The sequence below is a fragment of the Pseudonocardia sp. P1 genome, from assembly GCF_000178675.2.
Lineage (GTDB): Bacteria > Actinomycetota > Actinomycetes > Mycobacteriales > Pseudonocardiaceae > Pseudonocardia.
Window position 1 is genome coordinate 705,359 of the sequence record NZ_ADUJ02000001.1, and the last position, 19,971, is coordinate 725,329.

17 protein-coding genes are annotated in these 19,971 nt (G+C 73.4%); 12 read left to right on the plus strand and 5 right to left on the minus strand.

All coding sequences use genetic code 11. From position 1 onward, the window contains the following. Positions 1 to 41: 41 nt before the first annotated feature. A complete protein-coding gene (locus PP1_RS02785) occupies positions 42 to 1,745 on the minus strand; it encodes a class I adenylate-forming enzyme family protein (protein ID WP_010240465.1) in 1,704 nt (567 codons plus the stop codon). A 197-nt stretch (positions 1,746 to 1,942) separates the two neighbouring features. On the opposite strand from PP1_RS02785, the gene PP1_RS02790 reads away from it, so the two are divergent. Continuing rightward, a complete protein-coding gene (locus PP1_RS02790; RefSeq protein ID WP_010240467.1) occupies positions 1,943 to 3,031 on the plus strand; it encodes an AbrB family transcriptional regulator in 1,089 nt (362 codons plus the stop codon). Here the strand turns inward: PP1_RS02790 and PP1_RS02795 are convergent. Then, positions 3,028 to 3,912: an ABC transporter substrate-binding protein gene (locus PP1_RS02795; RefSeq protein WP_010240469.1), complete on the minus strand. Its 885-nt coding sequence runs from the start codon at positions 3,910 to 3,912 to the stop codon at positions 3,028 to 3,030. The two genes, PP1_RS02790 and PP1_RS02795, sit on opposite strands and share 4 nt — an antisense overlap. A gap of 82 nt (positions 3,913 to 3,994) precedes the next feature. Between PP1_RS02795 and pgm the strand changes: the two genes are divergently transcribed. Next, positions 3,995 to 5,632: a phosphoglucomutase (alpha-D-glucose-1,6-bisphosphate-dependent) gene (gene pgm, locus PP1_RS02800; protein WP_010240471.1), complete on the plus strand. Its 1,638-nt coding sequence runs from the start codon at positions 3,995 to 3,997 to the stop codon at positions 5,630 to 5,632. 22 nt (positions 5,633 to 5,654) lie between these two features. Next, entirely contained in the window at positions 5,655 to 6,401 is a 747-nt protein-coding gene (ppgK, locus tag PP1_RS02805) for a polyphosphate--glucose phosphotransferase (protein ID WP_010240473.1), read from the plus strand. A 31-nt stretch (positions 6,402 to 6,432) separates the two neighbouring features. Here ppgK and PP1_RS02810 read toward each other — a convergent pair whose 3' ends face one another. Further along, positions 6,433 to 8,154, minus strand: coding sequence for an HNH endonuclease signature motif containing protein (locus PP1_RS02810; protein ID WP_083697122.1), 1,722 nt, complete (start codon positions 8,152 to 8,154; stop codon positions 6,433 to 6,435). 485 nt (positions 8,155 to 8,639) lie between these two features. Between PP1_RS02810 and PP1_RS02815 the strand changes: the two genes are divergently transcribed. After that, entirely contained in the window at positions 8,640 to 9,284 is a 645-nt protein-coding gene (locus tag PP1_RS02815) for a TetR/AcrR family transcriptional regulator (protein ID WP_010240477.1), read from the plus strand. A 12-nt stretch (positions 9,285 to 9,296) separates the two neighbouring features. On the opposite strand, the gene PP1_RS02820 is transcribed toward PP1_RS02815, so the two are convergent. Both PP1_RS02820 and PP1_RS02825 read right to left on the minus strand, forming a co-directional pair. Beyond that, positions 9,297 to 9,842, minus strand: a complete 546-nt coding sequence (locus PP1_RS02820) for a dihydrofolate reductase family protein (protein ID WP_010240480.1) — start codon at positions 9,840 to 9,842, stop codon at positions 9,297 to 9,299. Between the two features lie 67 nt (positions 9,843 to 9,909). Further along, entirely contained in the window at positions 9,910 to 11,391 is a 1,482-nt protein-coding gene (locus PP1_RS02825; protein WP_010240482.1) for a mannitol dehydrogenase family protein, read from the minus strand. A 238-nt stretch (positions 11,392 to 11,629) separates the two neighbouring features. Here PP1_RS02825 and PP1_RS02830 point away from each other — a divergent pair, with 238 nt between their 5' ends. Genes PP1_RS02830 through PP1_RS02865 form a run of 8 tightly spaced genes read left to right on the plus strand, consistent with a single transcriptional unit; the run spans position 11,630 to position 19,964 of the window. Continuing rightward, a complete protein-coding gene (locus tag PP1_RS02830; RefSeq protein ID WP_010240484.1) occupies positions 11,630 to 12,574 on the plus strand; it encodes a TetR/AcrR family transcriptional regulator in 945 nt (314 codons plus the stop codon). Next, positions 12,571 to 13,464 carry a 3-keto-5-aminohexanoate cleavage protein gene (locus PP1_RS02835; RefSeq protein WP_010240486.1) on the plus strand — a complete coding sequence of 298 codons (894 nt, stop codon included), beginning with the start codon at positions 12,571 to 12,573 and terminating at the stop codon, positions 13,462 to 13,464. The genes PP1_RS02830 and PP1_RS02835 overlap by 4 nt, the downstream gene beginning before the upstream one ends. After that, positions 13,457 to 14,470 carry a 3-hydroxyacyl-CoA dehydrogenase NAD-binding domain-containing protein gene (locus PP1_RS02840; RefSeq protein ID WP_010240488.1) on the plus strand — a complete coding sequence of 338 codons (1,014 nt, stop codon included), beginning with the start codon at positions 13,457 to 13,459 and terminating at the stop codon, positions 14,468 to 14,470. The genes PP1_RS02835 and PP1_RS02840 overlap by 8 nt, the downstream gene beginning before the upstream one ends. Further along, positions 14,467 to 14,949 carry a thioesterase family protein gene (locus tag PP1_RS02845; protein ID WP_010240489.1) on the plus strand — a complete coding sequence of 161 codons (483 nt, stop codon included), beginning with the start codon at positions 14,467 to 14,469 and terminating at the stop codon, positions 14,947 to 14,949. The genes PP1_RS02840 and PP1_RS02845 overlap by 4 nt, the downstream gene beginning before the upstream one ends. A 56-nt stretch (positions 14,950 to 15,005) precedes the next feature. Beyond that, positions 15,006 to 16,556 (plus strand): ABC transporter substrate-binding protein, encoded by a 1,551-nt coding sequence (locus PP1_RS02850; RefSeq protein WP_010240490.1) that lies wholly within the window; start codon positions 15,006 to 15,008, stop codon positions 16,554 to 16,556. A gap of 5 nt (positions 16,557 to 16,561) precedes the next feature. Next, a complete protein-coding gene (locus PP1_RS02855; protein ID WP_029239907.1) occupies positions 16,562 to 17,524 on the plus strand; it encodes an ABC transporter permease in 963 nt (320 codons plus the stop codon). Then, positions 17,521 to 18,378, plus strand: a complete 858-nt coding sequence (locus PP1_RS02860) for an ABC transporter permease (protein ID WP_029239908.1) — start codon at positions 17,521 to 17,523, stop codon at positions 18,376 to 18,378. The genes PP1_RS02855 and PP1_RS02860 overlap by 4 nt, the downstream gene beginning before the upstream one ends. Beyond that, complete coding sequence (locus PP1_RS02865) at positions 18,375 to 19,964, plus strand: ATP-binding cassette domain-containing protein (RefSeq protein ID WP_010240496.1); 1,590 nt, start codon at positions 18,375 to 18,377, stop codon at positions 19,962 to 19,964. The genes PP1_RS02860 and PP1_RS02865 overlap by 4 nt, the downstream gene beginning before the upstream one ends. Positions 19,965 to 19,971 lie beyond the last annotated feature (7 nt).

Genomic DNA, 19,971 nt, shown 5'->3' on the forward strand with positions numbered 1-19,971 from the left:
CTCCGACGTCACGCGACGTCACGTGCTGCGCCGAACCACGGTCAGCCCGCGGTGAACCCGTCCCGCAGCTCCCGCTTGCGCACCTTCCCGGTCGCCGTCCGCGGCAGCGGTTCAACGGTCCACCGCACGTGCGCGGGCACCGCGAACCCGCCGACCCGCTCCGCGACGGCCGAGCGCACCGCGTCGTCGTCGGGGGCCGTGCCGGGCGACACCCGGACGATCGCCGCGACCTCCTCGCCGAGCCGCGGGTGCGGCACGCCGACGACGGCCGCCTCGACGACGCCCGGCACCTCGTGGATCGCCGCCTCGACCTGCGCCGAGTAGATGTTCTCGCCGCCGCGGAGCACGACGTCCTTGAGCCGGTCGACGACGTACACCCAGCCGTCGGTGACGTGCCCCAGGTCGCCGGTGCGGAACCAGCCGTCGGTGAAGGCGGCCGCGTCGGCGTCCGGGTCGTTCCAGTAGCCGCGCACGATGTTCGGTCCGCGGAACCACAGCTCGCCGACCTCGCCGTCGGGAAGCGCGTCTCCCGCCGGCCCGGCGATCCGCAGGTCCGCCCCCGGCGCAGGCCTGCCCACGCTGTCCGGGCGGGCCGCGTAGTCGGAGCCGGTGTTCGCGCAGATCGCCGACGTCGTCTCGGTGAGGCCGTACCCGTTCGCCGTACCGGCACCGAGCTCGCGGCCGATCCGGGTCACCAGCTCCGGCGGTACCGGCGCACCGCCCATCCCGAACATCCGCAACGACGCCAGGTCGGCCGGGTCCGCGCCGTCGACGAGCTCGGCGGTGGTCGAGGGAACGCCGTTGGACCGGGTCAGCCGCTCTTCGCGGACGACCGACCGTGCCGCGACCGGGTCCCAGCGGTGCAGGGTGGCCAGCTTGGACCCGCCGAGCACCGCGCCGACCAGCCCGTTGATGCCCGCGATGTGGAACATCGGGTACATCAGCAGCGTGCCCTGCTGCCCGGAGGGCGGCTCTGCGCCGGTCAGGAGCGCGGTGGCCCGGGCCTGCAGCGCGACGTTGAGCAGGTTCGTCACGTGGTTGAGGTGGGTCCCCACGGCGCCCTTGGGACGGCCGGTGGTGCCCGAGGTGTAGAGGATCGTGGCGTCGTCACCGACGTCCGGGGCGGGAAGCCCGTCGAGCGTGCCGGGGCCGTCCGTGCGCAGGCCGAGCGCGTCCCAGTCGACGACGCCCGCAGCGGCCACAGCCGGGACGTCCCCGCGGACGCGGATCACCGGGACCGCGCGTGGCGGCCCCTCGTCCGCGGACCACGCCGTCGTGAGTGCCGCGGCCCGCTCCGGATCCGCCATCACGACCCGGGCTCCCGAGTCGGCGACGGCCCACGCGAGCTCGGGCGCGCTCCACCACGCGTTCAGCGGAACGCTCACGAGGCCCGCGACCTGCGCGGCGAAGAACGCGACCGGCCACTCCGGGAGGTTGCGCATCGCGATCGCGACCCGGTCCCCGCGGCGCAGCCCGAGCCCGTCGAGGAGATGCCGCGCCAGGTCCGCGACCAGCGACCGGTGCGCGCCGTAGGTGAGCCGTTCCCCGTGGTGCACGGTGAAGGTCCGCTCCGGCCACGTGGCCGTCGTCTCCCACAGCTCGCGCAGCGTGTGCGGGCCGCGCCGGTACACCCGCACCGGGCGCCCGCCGCCGGCAGCGACGGTCTCCAGCTCGAACTCCCCGCCCGGTCCGGTCAGACCCGCGATCACCGGTCCCAGCCCGATCTCGTCGGCGTGCTCCGCCATCGGCGCACCTCCTCGCCCGTGAGTCTCGCCCGTCCGTCTCCCCCGTCGGCCTCGCCCGTCCTGCCGACCCGCCTCGCCCGTCCGTACTACCCGGTCCGCGCCGGGACCGAAAGTACTTGTCCCGTGCCAACGACCGTGGCCGGTTTCACCGGGACACCTCCCGTGGCCGACGCCTAGGCTGAACCGGTGATCGCACGGTGACGGCGCCCGGGCGCCTCCGGAGTTTCCCCTGGTGGCGATGGCTGCTGCTCGCCGCGCTCACCGTCGCCGCCACGGTCGCGCTCGACGCACTCGACGTCCCCTCACCGGCGCTGTTCGCCGGGTTGTTCGTGGCGACGGTCCTCGCCCTCGCCGGGCTCGGCCCCACGCGGGTCGCGCGACCGGCCACCGCCGGTTCCCAGGCGGTGATCGGCATCGTCATCGGGCTGCTGGCCCGCCCGGAGACGCTCGCGACCGTCGCGACGCAGTGGATCCCGGTGCTCGTCATCAGCCTGCTGACGCTCCTGGTCAGCATGGGTGCGGGCCTGCTGATGGGGTTGCAGCGCGGTGTGACCCCGCTGACCGGGATGCTCGCGCAGACCGCAGGCGGGGCATCCGGCCTGGTCGCCATCAGCCGCGAGCTCGGCGGTGACGAGCGCACCGTCGCCGTCATCCAGTACCTCCGCGTCGGGCTGGTGACCGCGACGATGCCCGTCGTCGCCGCGCTGGCCTACGGCGCACAGGTCGCGGAGCCCGCCGGCAGCCCGCCCGCCGGCCCTGCCGCACCCTGGTGGATCGGCCTCGGTGTGATCGTGGCCTGCGTCGTGATCGGCGTCCCGCTCGGACGCGTCACCCGGGTGCCCGCCGGCTCGCTGCTGGGGCCGATGGTCGTCGCGCTGGTGATCAGCCTGGCCGGGTTCTCCTTCGACGCGTCCGTGCCCCTGCCGATCGTCGACGTGGCCTACGCCGTCATCGGCTGGCAGGCCGGGCTCCGGTTCACCCGCGCGGCGCTCGGGACGGTGGTCCGGGTGCTGCCGCTGGCCACCGCACTGATCCTCGCCGTCGTCGCGGTCTGCGCCGGTCTCGGGCTCCTGCTGTCGCACTTCACGGGGATGACCCCGCTCGAGGGCTACCTCGCGACCACGCCCGGGGGTATCTACGCGGTCCTGGCGACGGCGATCTCGTCCGGGGCCGACGTCACGACCGTCGTCGCGGTGCAGGTGCTACGGGTGATCCTGATGCTGATGGTCGCGCCGTGGATCGCCCGGTTCGTCGGCCGGCGGCTCGGCGCGGGCGCACGCACCTAACGGACGCGCTCGGTCCGCCCCGGCGGCGGTTCCGCGACGGTCCCGGGGTGCAGCGCCGCCGCGATCGCCTCGACCCCGTCGACCAGCCGGGGCCCTGCCCGCACCACGAGCCCCGCCGAGTCGATCGCGTGCACCGGCACCCCGGCCGGGAGGCGGTCGAGCACCGCACGGGCCTGGGCCACCGCGTCGTCCAGACCGAACCCGCAGGGGGCGACGAGCACCGCGTCGACGTCGCCGGGGAACGTCTCCCACCCGACGCCGACACTGCGCCCGCCCGGGTCCCCCGCCACCGGGACGCCGCCCGCGGCGGTGACCAGGTCGGGCACCCAGTGCCCGGGCAGGAACGGCGGGTCGGTCCACTCCAGCACCAGCACGCGCGGCGCGGGACGGTCCGTCACCGCCACCGCGACGGCGTCCAACCGGTCGGTCAGCACCCCCACCAGCTCCGCGGCCACCGCCGGTACCCCGGCCGCCGCGCCGACGTCGGCGATCATCGCGAGGACGTCGGTGAGCCGGTGCGGGTTCAGCGACAGCACCTCCGCACGGGTGCCGAGCGCGGCCTGCGCCTCGGCGACGGTGGCGCCGGGCAGCGCGCAGACCGCGCACAGGTCCTGGGTCAGGATCAGCGTCGGATCCGCGGCGGCGAGCGTCGCGCCGTCGACCTCGTACATCGGGAGTCCGGCCGCGGCGCGGGACCGGACGACGGCGTCGATCTCACCCGGCGTCGCGCCGTGCGGGAGCGCGGTGTCGACGACGACCGGGACCCGGTCGCGGACACCGGGCGGGTCGTCGCACTCGAAGGTGACACCGACCAGACGATCGGCCAGCCCGAGCCGGCCTGCGATCTCGGTGCCCGCGGGCAGCAACGACGCGATCCGCACGAGGACGAGCGTAGGTGCTGCGACCACACCCGCCCATGCGGCAGTGTGTGCAGTCCGAACGATACGGACGGAAGGACGACGCATGTCCGTGCACGAGCGCGCCGGGACGCCGGCCCGCCCCGAGGACCTCATCGACGTGGACGCGCTGCTCGCCGCGTACCGGGAGACCCACCCCGACCCGAAGGTCGACGTCCAGCGGGTCGCGTTCGGCACCTCGGGGCACCGGGGCTCGGCATTCACCGCCACGTTCAACGACGACCACATCGCCGCGACCAGCCAGGCGATCGTCGAGTACCGGGCGGGGCAGGGCATCGACGGCCCGCTGTTCCTCGGCCGGGACTCGCACGCGCTGTCCGAGCCGGCGTGGCTCACCGCCGCCGAGGTCTTCGCCGCGAACGGGGTCGAGCTGGTGATCGATTCGCGGGACGGTCTGACCCCGACACCCGCGATCTCGCACGCGATCCTCGTGACCAATGCCGGCCGGTCGCAGCACCTCGCCGACGGCGTCGTCGTCACCCCGTCGCACAATCCGCCCGCCGACGGCGGTTTCAAGTACAACCCGCCGGACGGGGGTCCGGCCGGCACCGAGGCGACGTCCTGGATCGCGAACCGGGCGAACGAGCTCCTCGAGGCCGGGCTCTCCGGGATCCGCCGGACGGCATCGTTCGAGGCCGGGCGCTACGACTACCTCGGCGAGTACGTCGCCCAGCTCGACCAGGTCCTCGACATGGACGCGATCCGCGACGCCGGCGTCACCATCGGCGCCGACCCGCTCGGCGGGGCCTCGGTCGACTACTGGGGTGTCATCGCCGAGCGCTACGGCCTCGACCTGACCGTCGTGAACCCGGCGGTCGATCCGGCGTTCGGGTTCATGACCCTCGACTGGGACGGCAAGATCCGGATGGACTGCTCGTCGCCGTACGCGATGGCGTCGCTGCGCAGTCGGATGGAGGCCGACCCGGCGCCGTTCCGGATCGCGACGGGCAACGACGCCGACGCCGACCGGCACGGCATCGTCACCGCCGACGGCGGGCTGATGAACCCGAACCACTACCTGGCCGTGGCGATCGGCTACCTGTTCGCGCACCGCCCCGGCTGGCCGGCCACGGCCGGGATCGGCAAGACCGCGGTCAGCTCGTCCATGATCGACCGGGTGGCCGCCGACCTGGGCCGGACGCTGGTCGAGGTGCCGGTCGGTTTCAAGTGGTTCGTTCCCGGCCTGCGGTCCGGGGAGATCGGGTTCGGGGGTGAGGAGAGCGCCGGGGCCTCGTTCCTGCGCCGCGACGGTTCGCCGTGGAGCACCGACAAGGACGGCCTCCTGCTCGCCCTGCTCGCCTCCGAGATCACCGCGGTGACCGGGCGCACGCCCAGTGAGCACTACCGGGACCTGACCGGCCGGTTCGGGGAGCCGGCCTACGCCCGCACCGACGTCGCGTGCTCCCGTGAGGACAAGGCCGCGCTGTCGAAGCTCGACGCGTCCGCGGTCACCGCGACCGAGCTCGCCGGCGACCCGATCACCGCGAAGCTGACGCGCGCCCCCGGCAACGACGCCCCGATCGGCGGCCTGAAGGTCGTCACCGAGGCGGGCTGGTTCGCGGCCCGGCCCTCCGGGACCGAGGACGTCTACAAGGTCTACGCCGAGAGCTTCCGCGGCGCGGACCACCTCGCGGCCGTGCAGTCCGAGGCCCGCGAGGTCGTCGCCGCCGCACTCGGTTCCTGAGCCCTGAGAGAGGATCACCTTCGTGAGCAAGAAGCACGAACTCGGTTTCGGGATCGACATCGGCGGGTCCGGCATCAAGGGCGCACCGGTCGACCTGCACAAGGGGAAGCTGGCCGACGACCGGGTCAGGATCCCGACCCCGCAGCCGTCGACACCGGAGGCGGTCGCCGAGACGGTCAAGCAGATCCTCGACGAGTTCGACTGGAAGGGGCCGTTCGGCTGCACCTTTCCCGCCGTCGTCCAGCACGGGGTGACCCGCACGGCGGCCAACGTGGATCCGTCGTGGATCGACTGCGACGCCGCCGCGGTGCTGCGCAAGGTCACCGGACGGGACGCCCTGCTGGTCAACGACGCGGACGCGGCCGGCGTCGCCGAGGTCGAGTTCGGCGCGGCGGGTGCGAAGTCCGGCGTCGTACTCCTGGCGACCCTCGGCACCGGGATCGGGAGCGCGCTCATCGCGGACGGGCATCTCGTCCCGAACACCGAGTTCGGGCACCTCGAGATCGACGGGTTCGACGCCGAGAGCCGTGCCGCCGACTCCGCCCGCGAACGCGAGGACCTCGACTGGGAGCAGTGGGGCGAGCGCCTGACGCGGTACTTCACACACGTGGAGAACCTCGTCTGGCCGGACCTGATCGTCGTCGGCGGCGGCGTCAGCAAGCGGTTCGACAGGTGGTCCCCGTACGTCCGGACGCGGACCACGATCGTCCCGGCGACGCTCCTGAACGAGGCCGGCATCATCGGCGCCGCGCTGCTGGCGCACGGCTGAGGACCGGTCCCGCGGAGCCCGGTGTCGTCGCTCAGGCGGCCGTCGCTGCGGTCCGCGGGGGCAGCAGGGCGTCGAGGATCGGGCCGGGATCGACCGCGTCGCCGTACCAGTCCGGGGTGAGGGAGACGCGGTCGATCTGCAGGTCGGCCCTGGTGTTGATCTCGACGATCGCGGCCGCGGCACCGCTCAGCGGCGGACCGAGGGGGCTGACCGGGGTACCGTCCGGGCGGCGGAAGTCCCAGGCGTCCGCGCGGTAGCGGATCCGGTAACCGGCGTCGTGCACGAGCCGATGGTGGTAGCTGCAGAGCAGTACGAGATTGTCGATGTCCGTCGCTCCCCCGCTCAGCCACGACCGCACATGATGGGCGTGCAGATGACGGGTGTGGTCGCAGCCGGGGAAGCGGCAGCCACCACCGTCCGCGGCGTCGCGCGCGGTGAGCGCAGCGATCTGGGCCGGTGACGCCAGGCGACGGGATCTCCCCAGGTAGAGCCGGTTCGTCGCCCGGTCACCGAGCAGGACCTGGACACGGGCGTCGCAGGCGAGGCGCTCCGCGGTCGTCGTGGGGATCTCGGGTCCGCCCGCCAGCCGTGCGCTGCCGGAGCCGACGTCCATGTGGACGACGACCTGGGCACTCCCGCGCGTGACCACCGGCCCGGTCGCACCGGGGCTGTCCCCGTGCCGGACGAGTTCGAGCAGCGCGTCCGCGCGACGCGCCGCCGTCCGGTCCACCGTCGAGCCGGGTTCCTGCTCCCGGCCCTGGTCCAGGAGATCCGCCGAACGCCCGGCCGGGGACGTCCCGGCCGGAGCGGGCGGCGGGACCAGCGCCTCGATCGCGGCGATCAGCGCCGCGCCGTCCTCGGGAGTGAAGCGGCCACGCAGGACGAGCGAGCCGTCGACGTCGTGGTGCCAGCTCAGCGAACGACGCGCCGCGGTGTCGACCGGCGGGGTGGTCCGGCGTCGCACCGCACGCACCACCGTCTCGACGTGACTCGCGGTCGACGACATGGCCAGCTCGAGCATCACCCGCTCGGCCGTCTCGGCATCGGCCACCGTGGGTTCCGGCCGCGGCGACGGCACGGATTCGGCACTGCCGGACCTGCATTCGCCCGCCCCGTCGTCGACAGTCTCACGCTGGGTCGGCGTGGCGCCGCAGGGCGATGCGCCGTCACCGATGGCTGTGCTCTCGCCGGGCACTGTGCTCTCGCCGGGCACCGTGCTCTCGACGGGCACCGTGCTCTCGACGGGCACCGTGCTCTCGCCGGGCACTGTGCTCTCGCCGCGCTCCGTCTCCTCACCGATCACCGCTGTCCCCACGGTGATCGCTCCGCCACCGGGCTGCGCGTCCACACCGGGCTGCGCCTCCCCGCCGGCCGCCACCCCTACCGCCGCGGCAGCGCGGGTGAGGGCTGCGCCGTCCGCGCCGGTCACCCGGGTGATCGCGCGAACCTTCGAGTACGACAGGCGCCCCGCGGCGAACTCCGCCGTGACCAGCGGCAGGTTCTCCAGAGCACGGGCGACGCGCAGGTGCTCGGTCGCGGTCCGCAGGCTCATCCCCGCACGCCAGGTCAGCCAGTGGGCACACGACCGGATGCCGACGCCGCACCATCCGCCGCGCCGGTCGAACTCGGCGAGCAGCTGCAGGAAACGGCACTCCGCCGCGGCGATGTGGCCCGCGAGCCCCAGCAGCTCGGACTCCAGGACGGGCAGGCTCAACCCGGGGAACGCATCGGACGAGGGCGTGGTGAGAGACATGCGGACACTCCCAGCGGTATCGCACTGATGTTCGAACGAGTGTCGCAGCGGGGCCCGACAGTCTCGCCCCGGTCCGTGAGATCGCGTTCCGCGGAACGCACCGCGCGGAACCCGCATGGTGGGAGGCGCACTCGCAGAGACGTGCGCGACGGACCATGCGGAACCCCTCGACCAGCCCTCGCGCACCCGGACACGTGGACGCGATTCGGCGAGGAGCGACGAGGCGGGTGGCGCCTCGGGACCGCGTTCCGCGGAACGCGGATCCCCCGCCGGACGGCGTCGGCGACGGGGTCGAGCGACCCGACGGCGACGTGCGCGTCGCACCGCCGACGATGCCGTGCGGGCCCGTCAGCTCCGGTGGCCGCCGACCGAGGGGAAGCGCCCGATCGGACCGTGCCGCACGATAGTTTGCTGTGCTCACGACTTTGCGCGCACACTGCAGGGGCTGCACACGTGCAGCCCCCGCACGAAGGAGAGGTGACGCGATGATCGGCACGACCGTCGCGGAGCAGGAGCAGCGTTGCTCGGGTCTGCGGGAACGCAAGAAGCTGCGCCTCCGCCACGCGCTGCGCGTGGCCGCGCTCGAGCGAGCCCGCAGCCAGGGGCCGGAGCACTTCACCGTGGAGGAGGTCTGCGCCGACGTCGACGTCGCCCCGCGGACGTTCTTCAACCACTTCCCGTCGAAGGACGCCGCGCTGTTCGACTGGGACGAGGTGTCGTTGGCCGAGCTGGCGGCCGAGGTCCGGACCCGGCCGGAGCCGTCCGCACTGGCCGCCGCGACCGCCGTCCTCGGTGATCTCGCCGGCACACTGACGACCAGCCCGGTCTGGCACGACCAGCTCGAGCTGCTGCGCACCCACCCCGAGCTGAACGGCCGGATGGCCCGGGTCGGCCGGACCGTCGAGGAGACCGTCGCCGGAGCGCTGGCCGAGCGGGACGGCATGCCGGAGCCCGAGCTGTCGCACCGGATCGCCGCGGCGACGGCGATGGCCGTCCTGCAGGTCACCGTCGCGACCTGGCTGTCCGAGCGGGACGCCCCGGACGCGCGCGCGGTCCACACCCGGGTCCTCGACGCGGCACGCCGGGCGGTCGCGACACTGGATCGCGAGCGGACCGCACCGGCGTCCTGAGCCGGCGGACGCTCAGGCCGCGGGCGGCCCGTAGGTCATCCTGACCACGCCGTTCTCGTAGGCCTCGGTCTCCACCAGCCGCAGCGGGATCCGCTGCCCCGCCGCGAACAGCCGCTCGCCCGCACCCAGCGCGACCGGGTAGACGAACAGGTTCAGCGTGTCGACCAGCCCGTCGGCGAGCATCGCCCGCACCAGGGTGGCGCTGCCGCTGACGTAGATGCCGCCGTCGACGGAGTCCTTCAGCGCCTGGATGCGCGTCGGGTCGTACGGGCCGAGCACTGTCGAGTTCTCCCACTCCAGCGGATCGGCCAGTGTGGACGTCACGACGTGCTTCGGCGACCCGTTGAAGAACGCCGCGCCGGACTCCTCGTCGTGCCCGCGCGCCGACCACGCCGGGTAGAACGCCTCGTAGGTGGTGCGCCCCAGCAGGATCGCCTGGTCGCAGAGCTTCCCGATGGCGGCACCCATCCCGTCGGTGAAGCCGTACTCGGCGGTCCACGACGGATCCTCGATCACGCCGTCGAGACTGATGAACTCGTGCACGTCGATGGTTCCCATGGTGTCTCCCCGGATCGGGCGGATGCGTCAGTACCTGGGACCGGAGACGTGCCGGATTCTCATCGGTTCATCCGATGTCGGCGACGGTCGCGGCCGCCCCGCGTTCGTAGAGCGACTCCAGCGCCCTGCGGAACGCGCCGGCGAAGCGCTCGTCGTCGGCCAGGTCGCCGAAGACAGGCCGGTACCGCAGGAAGGTCAGCGGCTCGGAGCGCTCCCGCAGCGCGAGCGGGGTCAGCTCGTCGGCGAGCCGGTCCTGCTGCTCGATCGCCTCGCCCTGCTCGTCGGCACCCTCGGCGTACCGGCACCACCCCGCGACGACGGCGGCCGCCCGGTCCACCGGTCCCCCGGCCGCGAGCTGCTCCCGCACGACCGGCAGTAGGAAGATCGAGATCCGGTCGGAGCTGCCGTAGTTGATCCGCTTCAGGGTGTCGGCGACGCCCGGGTTCGCGAACCGCGACAGGAGCGTGTCCTTGTACTCGTCGAGGTCGATGCCGGGGACCGGCCGCAGGGTCGGCGTGGCCTCGGCGTCCATGTAGCCGCGCAGGAACGTCGCGAACGTCGGGTCCTGGGCGACCTCGTGCACGTAGCGGTGCCCCGCGAGATAGCCGAGATAGCCCAGCGCCTGGTGGGTGGCGTTGAGCAGCCGCAGCTTCATGAACTCGTACGGCACGACGTCGTCGACGACCTGCACGCCGACCCGCTCGAACTCCGGGCGGCCCGCGGCGAAGTCGTCCTCCAGCACCCACTGGGTGAACGGCTCGCAGACCACCGGCCAGCCGTCGCGCAGGCCGAACCGCTCCTCGAGGGCGGCGCGGTCGGAGTCCGCGGTGGCGGGGGTGATCCGGTCGACCATCGAGTTCGGGAAGGTGACCTGCTCGGCCACCCAGACGCCCAGTTCGGCGTCGCGCAGCTGGGCGACGCCGGTGAACACCCGCCGGGCGGTGTCGCCGTTGCCCTGCATGTTGTCGCAGCTCATGATCGTGAGCGGGCCGGTGCCGCGCTCGCGCCGGCGGGCCAGCGCCTCGACGACGAGGCCGAACGCGCCGCTCGGCGCACGCCCCGCGGCCATCGATTCCAGGTCGTCCCGGACACCGGGGAAGTCCGGGTCGAACTCACCGGTCTTCTGGTCGATCGCGTAGCCGCCCTCGGTGATCGTCAGCGAGACGATCCGCGTGTCCGGGTGGGCGATCCGCTCGATCACCGCCTCCGGGTCGTCCGGGGCGAACAGGTAGTCCACCAGCGACCCGACGACGCGCGGCGACAGCGATCCGTCGGGCTCCTTGCGGACGAGGGTGTACAGCCCGTCCTGGGCTGCCATGACGTCGCGCATGCGTTCGTCGAACGACAGGACGCCGACCCCGCAGATCCCCCACTCGCGGGCCTCCCCGGCGGTGAGCAGCGAGTCCACGTACATCGCGAGATGCGCCCGGTGGAACCCGCCGACCCCGATGTGGACGATGCCCGTGCGCACCCCCGCCCGGTCGTAGCCCGGGACGTCCACCCCCTCCACGCCCTCGGTCCAGATCGCGGTCTCGTCCAGCGAGCGCATGGTTGCCTCTCCCCCGGTCGGCTACGTCGGCAGTGGCGACCCTACCGTTCACCGCGCGACCGTGCGGACCGGTAGCGCAATCTGAGCGGCGCACCGGTCGGACATCGCAAACACGCTCCGACCTGCACGTATGCGAATCGTTATTTGCGGCTTTCGCAAGCCCGGCCTACGGTTCCGGATCGTGCACCCCTCACGTCCGTCCGCCCGCAGCGGCTCCACCCCCGGAGACCCCGCACCGGTGGACGCGACGCAGGGGGACGCGGTGGTCGCCTCCCGGGTGCGTGAGCTGCTCGAACGGGACGGCTGGACACAGCGGCGGTTCGCCGCGGCGATCGGGCTGGACGAGACGAAGCTGTCCAAGTCGCTCGCCGGGCGCCGCCGGTTCGCCGCCGGGGAGCTCGTCGCGATCGCCGACGTCACCGGGGAGACCGTCAACCGGCTCCTGCACGGCCGGGACGACGCACGCACCCACACGGCCGTCCCGGGCGGTGCGGCCGCGACCACCAGCGCCGCGTCCGCCGGCGCCCCCACGACCCGGGGCTCCCGGGAGACCCGCCGCCGGATCCTGGACGCCGCGTGGCGGCTCATCGCCGACCGCGGCTACCACCGGGTGCGGACGGCCGACGTCGCACACGCGTGCGGCACGAGCCCGGCGGCGATCCACTACCACTTCCCCACCCGCTCCGAGCTGCTCGACGAGGCGTTGCGGCACAACGTGAAGCTCGCCTTCGACCGGCAGGTCGCCGCGCTCGGCGAGATCACCGACCCGCACCGCCGGCTGCTGCGCCTGATCGACCTGCAGCTCCCCGAGGGCGAGCTGCTGCGCCGCGAGTGGTCCATCTGGATCCAGGTCTGGGCCGAGTCGGCGATCGACCCGGCCCGGCGCGAGCTCTACTGGGACTCCTACGACCGCTGGTACCGCAGCGTCGCCATGACGCTCGCCGACGGCGCCGCGACCGGCGTCTTCGTGCCCGGCGCCGACGGTCTCGCGCGCCAGCTCACCGCGCTCGTCGACGGCCTGGGCATCCAGGTCCTCGCCGGTACCCCCGGCACCGGGCCGGACGGTATGCGCGCGGTGCTGCACGACTACATCGACCGGGCCGTGCTCGCGGCGCCGGGACGACCCGCACCACCCCCACGCGACTCCACACAGGACGAGCCACACAGGACGGAGAACGGATGAACCGTGACGTCATCGTCACCTGCGCGGTGACCGGGGCCGGAGACACGGTGGGCCGCAGCCCGCACGTGCCCGTCACCCCGGCCGCGATCGCCGCCGACGCGATCGCCGCCGCCCGCGCCGGCGCCGCCGTCGTGCACATCCACGTGCGCGACCCCGAGACGGGCGACCCGTCGCGGGCGGTGGAGCTCTACCGCGACACCGTCACCCGGATCCGCGACTCGGGCGTCGACGTCGTGCTGAACCTGACCGCCGGCATGGGCGGCGACCTCGTGATCGACGCCGAGGACCCGCTCAAGCCGGTCGACGGCACCGACCTGGTCAACGCCCTCGAGCGGCTCCCGCACGTCGAGGAGCTCCTCCCCGACATCTGCACGCTCGACTGCGGCTCGCTGAACTTCGGCGAGGGCAACCAGCTCTACATCTCGACGCCGGACATGCTGCGCACCGGCGCGAAGCGGGTGCAGGAGCTCGGGGTGAAGCCGGAGCTCGAGATCTTCGACACCGGGCAGCTGTGGTTCGCCACCACCCTGGTCGAGGAGGGCCTGATCGACGCCCCGCCGCTGTTCCAGCTGTGCATGGGCATCCCCTACGGCGCTCCCGCCGACCCCGGCGTCCTGGCCGCGGAGGTGAACATGCTCCCCGAGGGGGCGAACTTCGCGTCGTTCGCGATCGGCCGCAACCAGCTGCCGTGGGTGGCGCAGTCGATCCTGGCCGGTGGCCACGCCCGGGTCGGGCTCGAGGACAACCTCTACCTGTCCCGCGGGGTCAAGGCGACGAACGAGCAGCTCACCGAGCGGGCCGTGCAGATCGTGCAGGACCTCGGCGCGACGGTGGCGACACCGGACCGCGCCCGCGAGATCCTGGGTCTGAAGGAGCGCGCCGGTGCCTGAGCAGCGTCCTGTCACGCGTCCCGTCACGGAGATCCGGACCGTCGCCTGCATCGGCGCCGGTGTCATCGGGGGCGGCTGGGCCGCCTACTTCCTGTCCCGCGGGCTGACGGTGCGGGCCTGGGACCCGGCGCCGGACGCCGGCGACAAGCTCCGCCGCCTGATCGACGCCGCGTGGCCCGCGCTCACCGAGCTGGGCCTCGCCGAGGGTGCCGACCCGTACGCGATCGAGTTGTTCGACACCGCGGCCGAGGCCGTGACCGGTGCGGACTTCGTGCAGGAGAGCGCGCCGGAGGACCTGGCGCTCAAGCGCTCGCTGCTGGCCGAGCTGGCCGCGGCAGCGGGGCCGGGCGTCGTCGTCGCGTCGTCGACGTCGGGTTTCCCGATGTCCGACATGGCCGTCGACGCCGCCGACCCCGGTGCGCTCGTCGTCGGGCACCCGTTCAACCCGCCGTACCTGATCCCGCTGGTCGAGGTCGTCGGCGGGGAGAAGAGCGAGGCCTGGGCGTCCTCCGCCGCGGCGGAGTTCTACCGGCACATCGGCAAGTCCGTGATCGAGATGGAACGGGAGCTGCCCGGGTTCATCGCGAACCGGCTGCAGGAGGCCATCTGGCGCGAGGCGCTGCACATGGTCGCCGAGGGCGAGGCCACCCCGGAGGAGATCGACCGCTCGATCACCGACGGACCGGGGCTGCGCTGGCCGGTGCACGGGCCCTGCCTGACCTTCCACCTGGCCGGCGGCGAGGGCGGCATGGCACACATGCTCGACCACTTCGGACCGTCGCTGAAAGCGCCGTGGACCCGGCTCGACGCCCCCGAGCTGACCACCGCGCTGCGGGACGACATGGTCGCCGGGGCCGAGGTCAGCGCCGGCGGCCGCCCGATGGCCGAGCTCGTCGCCGAGCGGGACCGGGCGGTGATCGCCGTCCGGCGGGCCGTCGATACGGCCCGGGCAGCAGGCACGGCGGGAAGGGCGGGCTCGCCGTCCGGCGAGACGGGCCGACCGTGACCGAACTGGTGCACACCGACGTGGTCCGTCCGGAGTGGATCGACTACAACGGACATCTCTCCGAGCCGTACTACGTCCTGGTGTTCGGGGACGCGACGACGGCGCTGATGGACCGCACCGGGATGGACGAGGCCTACCGGGCGGCGAGCGGCTGCTCGCTGTACACGGTGGAGGCGCACGTGCGGTACCTGAGCGAGGTCGGCCCCGACGCCGCCCTCGAGGTGCGCACGCGCGTGCTCGGACGCGACGCCAAGCGGCTGCGGCTCTGGCACGAGCTGCACGTCGACGGCCGGCTCGCGGCCACCGAGGAGCTCATGTGCCTGCACGTGGGCGCCGACGGCACGCAGCCGTTCCCGGACGACGTCGCCGTCGCCCTCGACGGGCTCACCGGCGGCGACGTGACCGAACCGGAGCACGCCGGACGGTCGATCGCGCCGGTCGGCACCGGCGGAACGGCGGTGAACCGGCCCCCGACCTGAGCCCGCGACCGCGGCCCCGGGTCCTCCCCGGGGCCCAGCCCCGAGGAGACAGTTTCATGATCAGCCCGACAGCGGCGCCGTTCACCCGGCGCCGCCTGCTCGGCGGAGCGGCCGGTCTGGCCGCAGCGGCGTTCCTCGCCGGCTGCGGCGGGCCGGCCGCGGCCCGGGACGCCGGACCGCCCCGCCGCGGCGGCGTGCTGCGGGTCGGTGTGACCGGAGGCGGCGCCTCCGACACCCTGGACCCGCACAGCCCCGCGACGAACCCGGACATCGCCCGCACCCTCAGCCTGTACGAGCCGCTCCTGCACTGGGACGACGCCTACACGCTGCAGCCCGCCGTCGCCGAGGCGGTGCGCCCCGACCCCGGGGCCCGCACCTGGACCGCGACGATCCGCTCCGGCATCACCTTCCACGACGGGCGCCCGGTCACCCCGGACGACGTCGTCGCCACCTTCCGGCGGATCACCGACCCGGACGACCCCAAGTCCGGCGCGTCGCAGCTCGGCATCCTCGACGACGTCGTCGTGGCCGGTGACCGGCAGGTCCGGTTCGTACTGAGCGAGCCGTCCCCCGTGTTCGACCAGTACCTGGCCGAGTACTCCTGCGGGATCGTGCCCACCGACTTCGACGTCGAGCGCCCGGTCGGCACCGGCGCGTTCCGGTTCGAGTCGTTCGCCGCCGGGCAGCAGAGCGCGTTCGTCCGCTACGACGGGTACTGGCGACCCGACCAGCCCTGGGTCGACCGGCTCGAGCTGATCAACTTCTCCGAGGACGACGCCCGGATCAACGCGTTGCTCTCCGGCCAGGTCGACGCGATCGACCAGGTCCCGCTGTCGCTCACCGAGGTGGTCGGGGCGTACGAGTCCGTCCGGCTGCTGACCTCGGAGACCGGGGGCTGGCTGCCCTTCACGATGCGGGTCGACGTCGCCCCGTTCGACGACGTCCGGGTCCGGCAGGCGCTGCGCCTGATCGCCGGCCGCGACGAGATGGTCAACCAGGTCCTCTCCGGCCTCGGCACCCACGCGTCCGACCTGTACGCCCGGTTCGACCCCGAGTACCTGGACCCGCGGCGCGAGCAGGACATCGAGCGGGCCCGTGACCTGCTCTCCGCGGCCGGGAAGCCGAACCTGTCGCTGGAGCTGGTGACCTCGCCGATCCAGGCGGGCGCCGTCGAGGCGGCCCAGGTGTACGCCACCCAGGCCCGCGCCGCCGGCGTCGAGATCGGGTTGCGCCGGGTGGACACCTCCACCTTCTTCTCCGACCAGTACCTGCAGTGGGAGTTCGCGCAGAGCTTCTGGAACACCCGCAACTACATCCCGCAGGCCTCGCAGTCGTCGATGCCCGACGCGCCGTTCAACGAGACGCACTGGGACGACGCCGAGTACCAGGGCGTCATCCGGCGGGCCCGGTCCGAGGTGGACACGACCCTGCGTGCGCAGCTCGTGCGCCGCGCCCAGCAGATCGAGTTCGACCGCGGCGGCTACCTCATCTGGGGGTACCCGGACCGCGTCGACGCGCACCAGGCCTACGTCGGCGGGCTCGTCCCGAACCGCACCGGGCTGTCGCTGTCCGGGTACGAGTTCCGGAAGGCGTGGGTGAACGCATGAACGTCCTGACGAAGATGATCCTCCGCCGGCTGCTCGTGAGCGTGCTGGTGCTGTTCGTCGTCTCGGTGCTGATCTTCGGGGCGACCCTGCTGCTGCCCGGTGACCCGGCGCGGGCCATCCTCGGCCAGCAGGCCACCCCGGAGCGGATCGCCGCGCTCACCGAGCAGCTCGGCCTCGACCGTCCGGCCTGGGAGCGCTACTTCTCCTGGCTCGGCGGGATCCTCACCGGTGACCTCGGCTTCTCCGCGGCCACCCAGGGCCCGGTCGGCGAGCTGCTCGGGGGCCGGATCGCGGCGTCCGCGCTGCTCCTGGTGGTCACCGCGGTGATCTCCACCCCGATCGCGCTCGCGCTCGGCGCGTGGGCGGCCGTGCGGCGCGGCACCCGGACCGACTCCGGGGTGTCGGGGTTCAGCCTGGTGCTGGCCGCGCTGCCCGAGTTCGTCATCGGTGTGCTGCTCGTGGTCGTGTTCGCGACGTCGGTGTTCCGGATCCTGCCCTCGGTCACCATCGCCCGGCCCGGCGAACCGGTGTGGGCCCGGCCCGAGCAGCTGGTGCTGCCGGTGCTGACGCTCGCGCTCGTCGTCGTGCCGTACGTCGTGCGGATGACCCGGGCGACGCTGTCGGAGACGCTCGACGCCGGGTTCGTCGAGATGGCCCGGCTCAAGGGCCTGCCCGAACGCACCGTGCTGGTGCGGCACGCGGTCCCGCACACGATCGGCCCGGTGGCCCAGGTGATCGCGATGCAGCTGGCCTGGCTGGCCGGTGGCGTGGTCGTCGTCGAGTTCCTGTTCCGCTACCCCGGGATCGGAGAGGCGCTCATCGACGCCGTCGCCAATCGGGACGTCCAGGTGGTCCAGGCGATCACCCTGATCATCGCCGCGTTCTACGTGCTGGTGAACCTCGCCGCGGACGTCGCCGGGATCCTCGCCGACCCGCGGATCCGGACCGCCTCCGGAGGTGTCTCGTGAGTGCTCCCGCTGTTCCTGCAGGACTGCTGCGGCGGACCTTCCGCCGCCGCCAGGCCCGGATCGGGGCCGTGCTGACCCTGGTCGTCGTCGTGATCGCGCTGCTCGGGCCGGTGCTCGGCCCACTGCTGACCGGGTACGGCGTCGACGACTTCGCCGGGCGCCCGTTCCGGCCCGACGGTCTCGCCGGGACCGACGACCTCGGCCGCGACGTGTTCGTCCGGTTCCTCGCGGGCGGCGGCCCGGTGCTGCTCTACGCGCTGGCCGCGACCGCGATCGGCATCGTCGGCGGCGCCGTGCTGGGGATGCTCGCCGGGTACTCCGGCGGGCGGCTCGACTCGCTGATCATGCGTGGCGGCGACGTGCTGCTGTCGTTCCCGCAGCTGGTGCTGGCACTGCTGGCGGTCGCCGTGCTGGGGTCGTCGGGCTGGCTGCTCGTGCTGGTCATCGGCATCACACACATCCCGCGCGTCGCCCGTGTCGCCCGGCAGGCGACGCTCGCGGTCGCCGGCCAGGACTACGTGCTGGCCGCGCGGATGTACGGCGTCCCGCGGCGGCGGATCCTCGCCACCGAGGTGCTGCCCAACATCACCGGCCCGCTGATGGTCGAGCTGGGCCTGCGGCTGACCTACTCGATCGGCTACGTGGCGTCGCTGTCGTTCCTCGGCCTCGGGGTGCAGCCGCCGGCCGCCGACTGGGGCCTGCAGATCAACGAGAACCGGATCGCGCTGATCGTCGCGCCGTGGGGCGTGCTGCTGCCGGTGCTCGCGATCGCGATCCTCACCGTCGGCACGAACATGATCACCGACGCGCTCGCCAAGGAGTCCGCGGACACGACCGGGGAGGCCGGAGCATGACCGGTACGGCCAGTTTCACGATCGAGTGCACCGGCCTGCGGGTCGCCACCACCGGCGGCCGCGAGGTGCTGCACGGGGTGGACTTCGCCGTCGCCCCGGGCGAGATCCTCGCCCTGGTCGGCGAGTCCGGGTCCGGGAAGACGACGGCCGCGCTCGCCGCGCTCGGCCACTTCCGGGACGGGCTCGCCTGCACCGGTGGGAGCATCGCGTTCCACGGCCACTCGGAGACCCACGACGACCTGCTCGCCGCGGACCCGGTGACGATGCGCGGTGTCCGCGGGCGGCTGGTGACCTACGTCCCGCAGGACCCGGCGCTGTCGCTGAACCCGCTGCTGCGGATCGGCACCCAGGTCGCGGAGGTGCTCCAGGCCCACGGTTTCGACGGCGACGTGGCCGCCCGGGTGCGGGAGGTGCTGTCCGACGTCGGCCTCCCGACCGACGACACGTTCCTGCGCCGCTACCCGCACCAGCTCTCGGGCGGGCAGCAGCAGCGGGTCGGGATCGCGGCGGCGTTCGCGAACCGGCCCGACGTCGTCGTGCTCGACGAGCCGACGACCGGCCTGGACGTCACCACCCAGGACCTGGTCCTCGACACCGTGCGCGATCTCGTGACGCGCTCGGGGACCGCCGCGCTCTACATCACGCACGACCTCGCCGTCGTCGCCGGGCTGGCGGACCGGGTGACGGTCATGCAGGGCGGCGAGGTGGTGGAGACCGGACCGGTCCGGCAGATCCTCACCGCACCGGAGCACCCGTACACGCGGGCGCTGATCGGCGCGGTCCCGGACCTGGACCGCGCCGTGGACCGGGACCCGTCGCCGTCGGGCGACGGGGCACCGCTGCTGCGGATGTCGGGTGCCGGGAAGCGGTACGGGCCGAAGACGGTGCTCGACGGCGTCGATCTCGAGCTGTGGCCCGGCGAGTGCCTGATGCTGCTCGGCGAGTCCGGCTCCGGGAAGACGACGCTGGCCCGTGGCCTGTCCGGGCTGCTCCCGCTCGACGCCGGGACGCTGACCCTCAAGGGCGACGAGCTCACGACGCCGCGCAGCTACGCCCAGCTGCGGAGCGTGCAGTACGTCTTCCAGAGCCCGTTCGCCTCGCTCAACCCGCGGCGGACGATCGCGAGCTCGCTGGAGGTGCCGCTGCGGCACCTCACCGATCTCGACGCCGACGCGCGCGGCGCCCGGGTGCTCGACATGCTCGGGCAGGTCCGGCTCGACGGGTCGTTCGCGCAGCGCTACCCGGGCGGGCTGTCCGGTGGGGAGCGGCAGCGCGCGGCGATCGCGCGGGCGCTGGTGACCGCCCCGGACGTGCTGGTGTGCGACGAGGTGACGTCCGCGCTGGACGTGTCGGTCCAGGCCAGCATCATCGAGCTGCTGGCGCTGGTGCGCCGGGAGCTGGGCACGGCGATGCTGTTCGTGACGCACAACATCGCGCTGGCCCGTGAGGTCGCGGACCGGATCGCGGTGCTGCAGGACGGGCGGATCGTCGAGCAGGGCACGGTCGACGAGGTGCTCGCGAACCCGCAGCACGACTACACGCGCCAGCTGCTGGAGCACACCCCCTCGATGGCCGAGGTCCGGTGACGGCACG

Bases quoted from the DNA above. Each gene is read 5' to 3' on its own strand.
- PP1_RS02785 (WP_010240465.1), bottom strand. From the start codon at position 1,745: ATGGCGGAGCACGCCGACGAGATCGGGCTGGGACCGGTGATCGCGGGT.
- pgm (WP_010240471.1), top strand. From the start codon at position 3,995: ATGTCCGTGCACGAGCGCGCCGGGACGCCGGCCCGCCCCGAGGACCTC.
- PP1_RS02810 (WP_083697122.1), bottom strand. From the start codon at position 8,154: ATGTCTCTCACCACGCCCTCGTCCGATGCGTTCCCCGGGTTGAGCCTG.
- PP1_RS02815 (WP_010240477.1), top strand. From the start codon at position 8,640: ATGATCGGCACGACCGTCGCGGAGCAGGAGCAGCGTTGCTCGGGTCTG.
- PP1_RS02820 (WP_010240480.1), bottom strand. From the start codon at position 9,842: ATGGGAACCATCGACGTGCACGAGTTCATCAGTCTCGACGGCGTGATC.
- PP1_RS02825 (WP_010240482.1), bottom strand. From the start codon at position 11,391: ATGCGCTCGCTGGACGAGACCGCGATCTGGACCGAGGGCGTGGAGGGG.
- PP1_RS02835 (WP_010240486.1), top strand. From the start codon at position 12,571: ATGAACCGTGACGTCATCGTCACCTGCGCGGTGACCGGGGCCGGAGAC.
- PP1_RS02850 (WP_010240490.1), top strand. From the start codon at position 15,006: ATGATCAGCCCGACAGCGGCGCCGTTCACCCGGCGCCGCCTGCTCGGC.
- PP1_RS02865 (WP_010240496.1), top strand. From the start codon at position 18,375: ATGACCGGTACGGCCAGTTTCACGATCGAGTGCACCGGCCTGCGGGTC.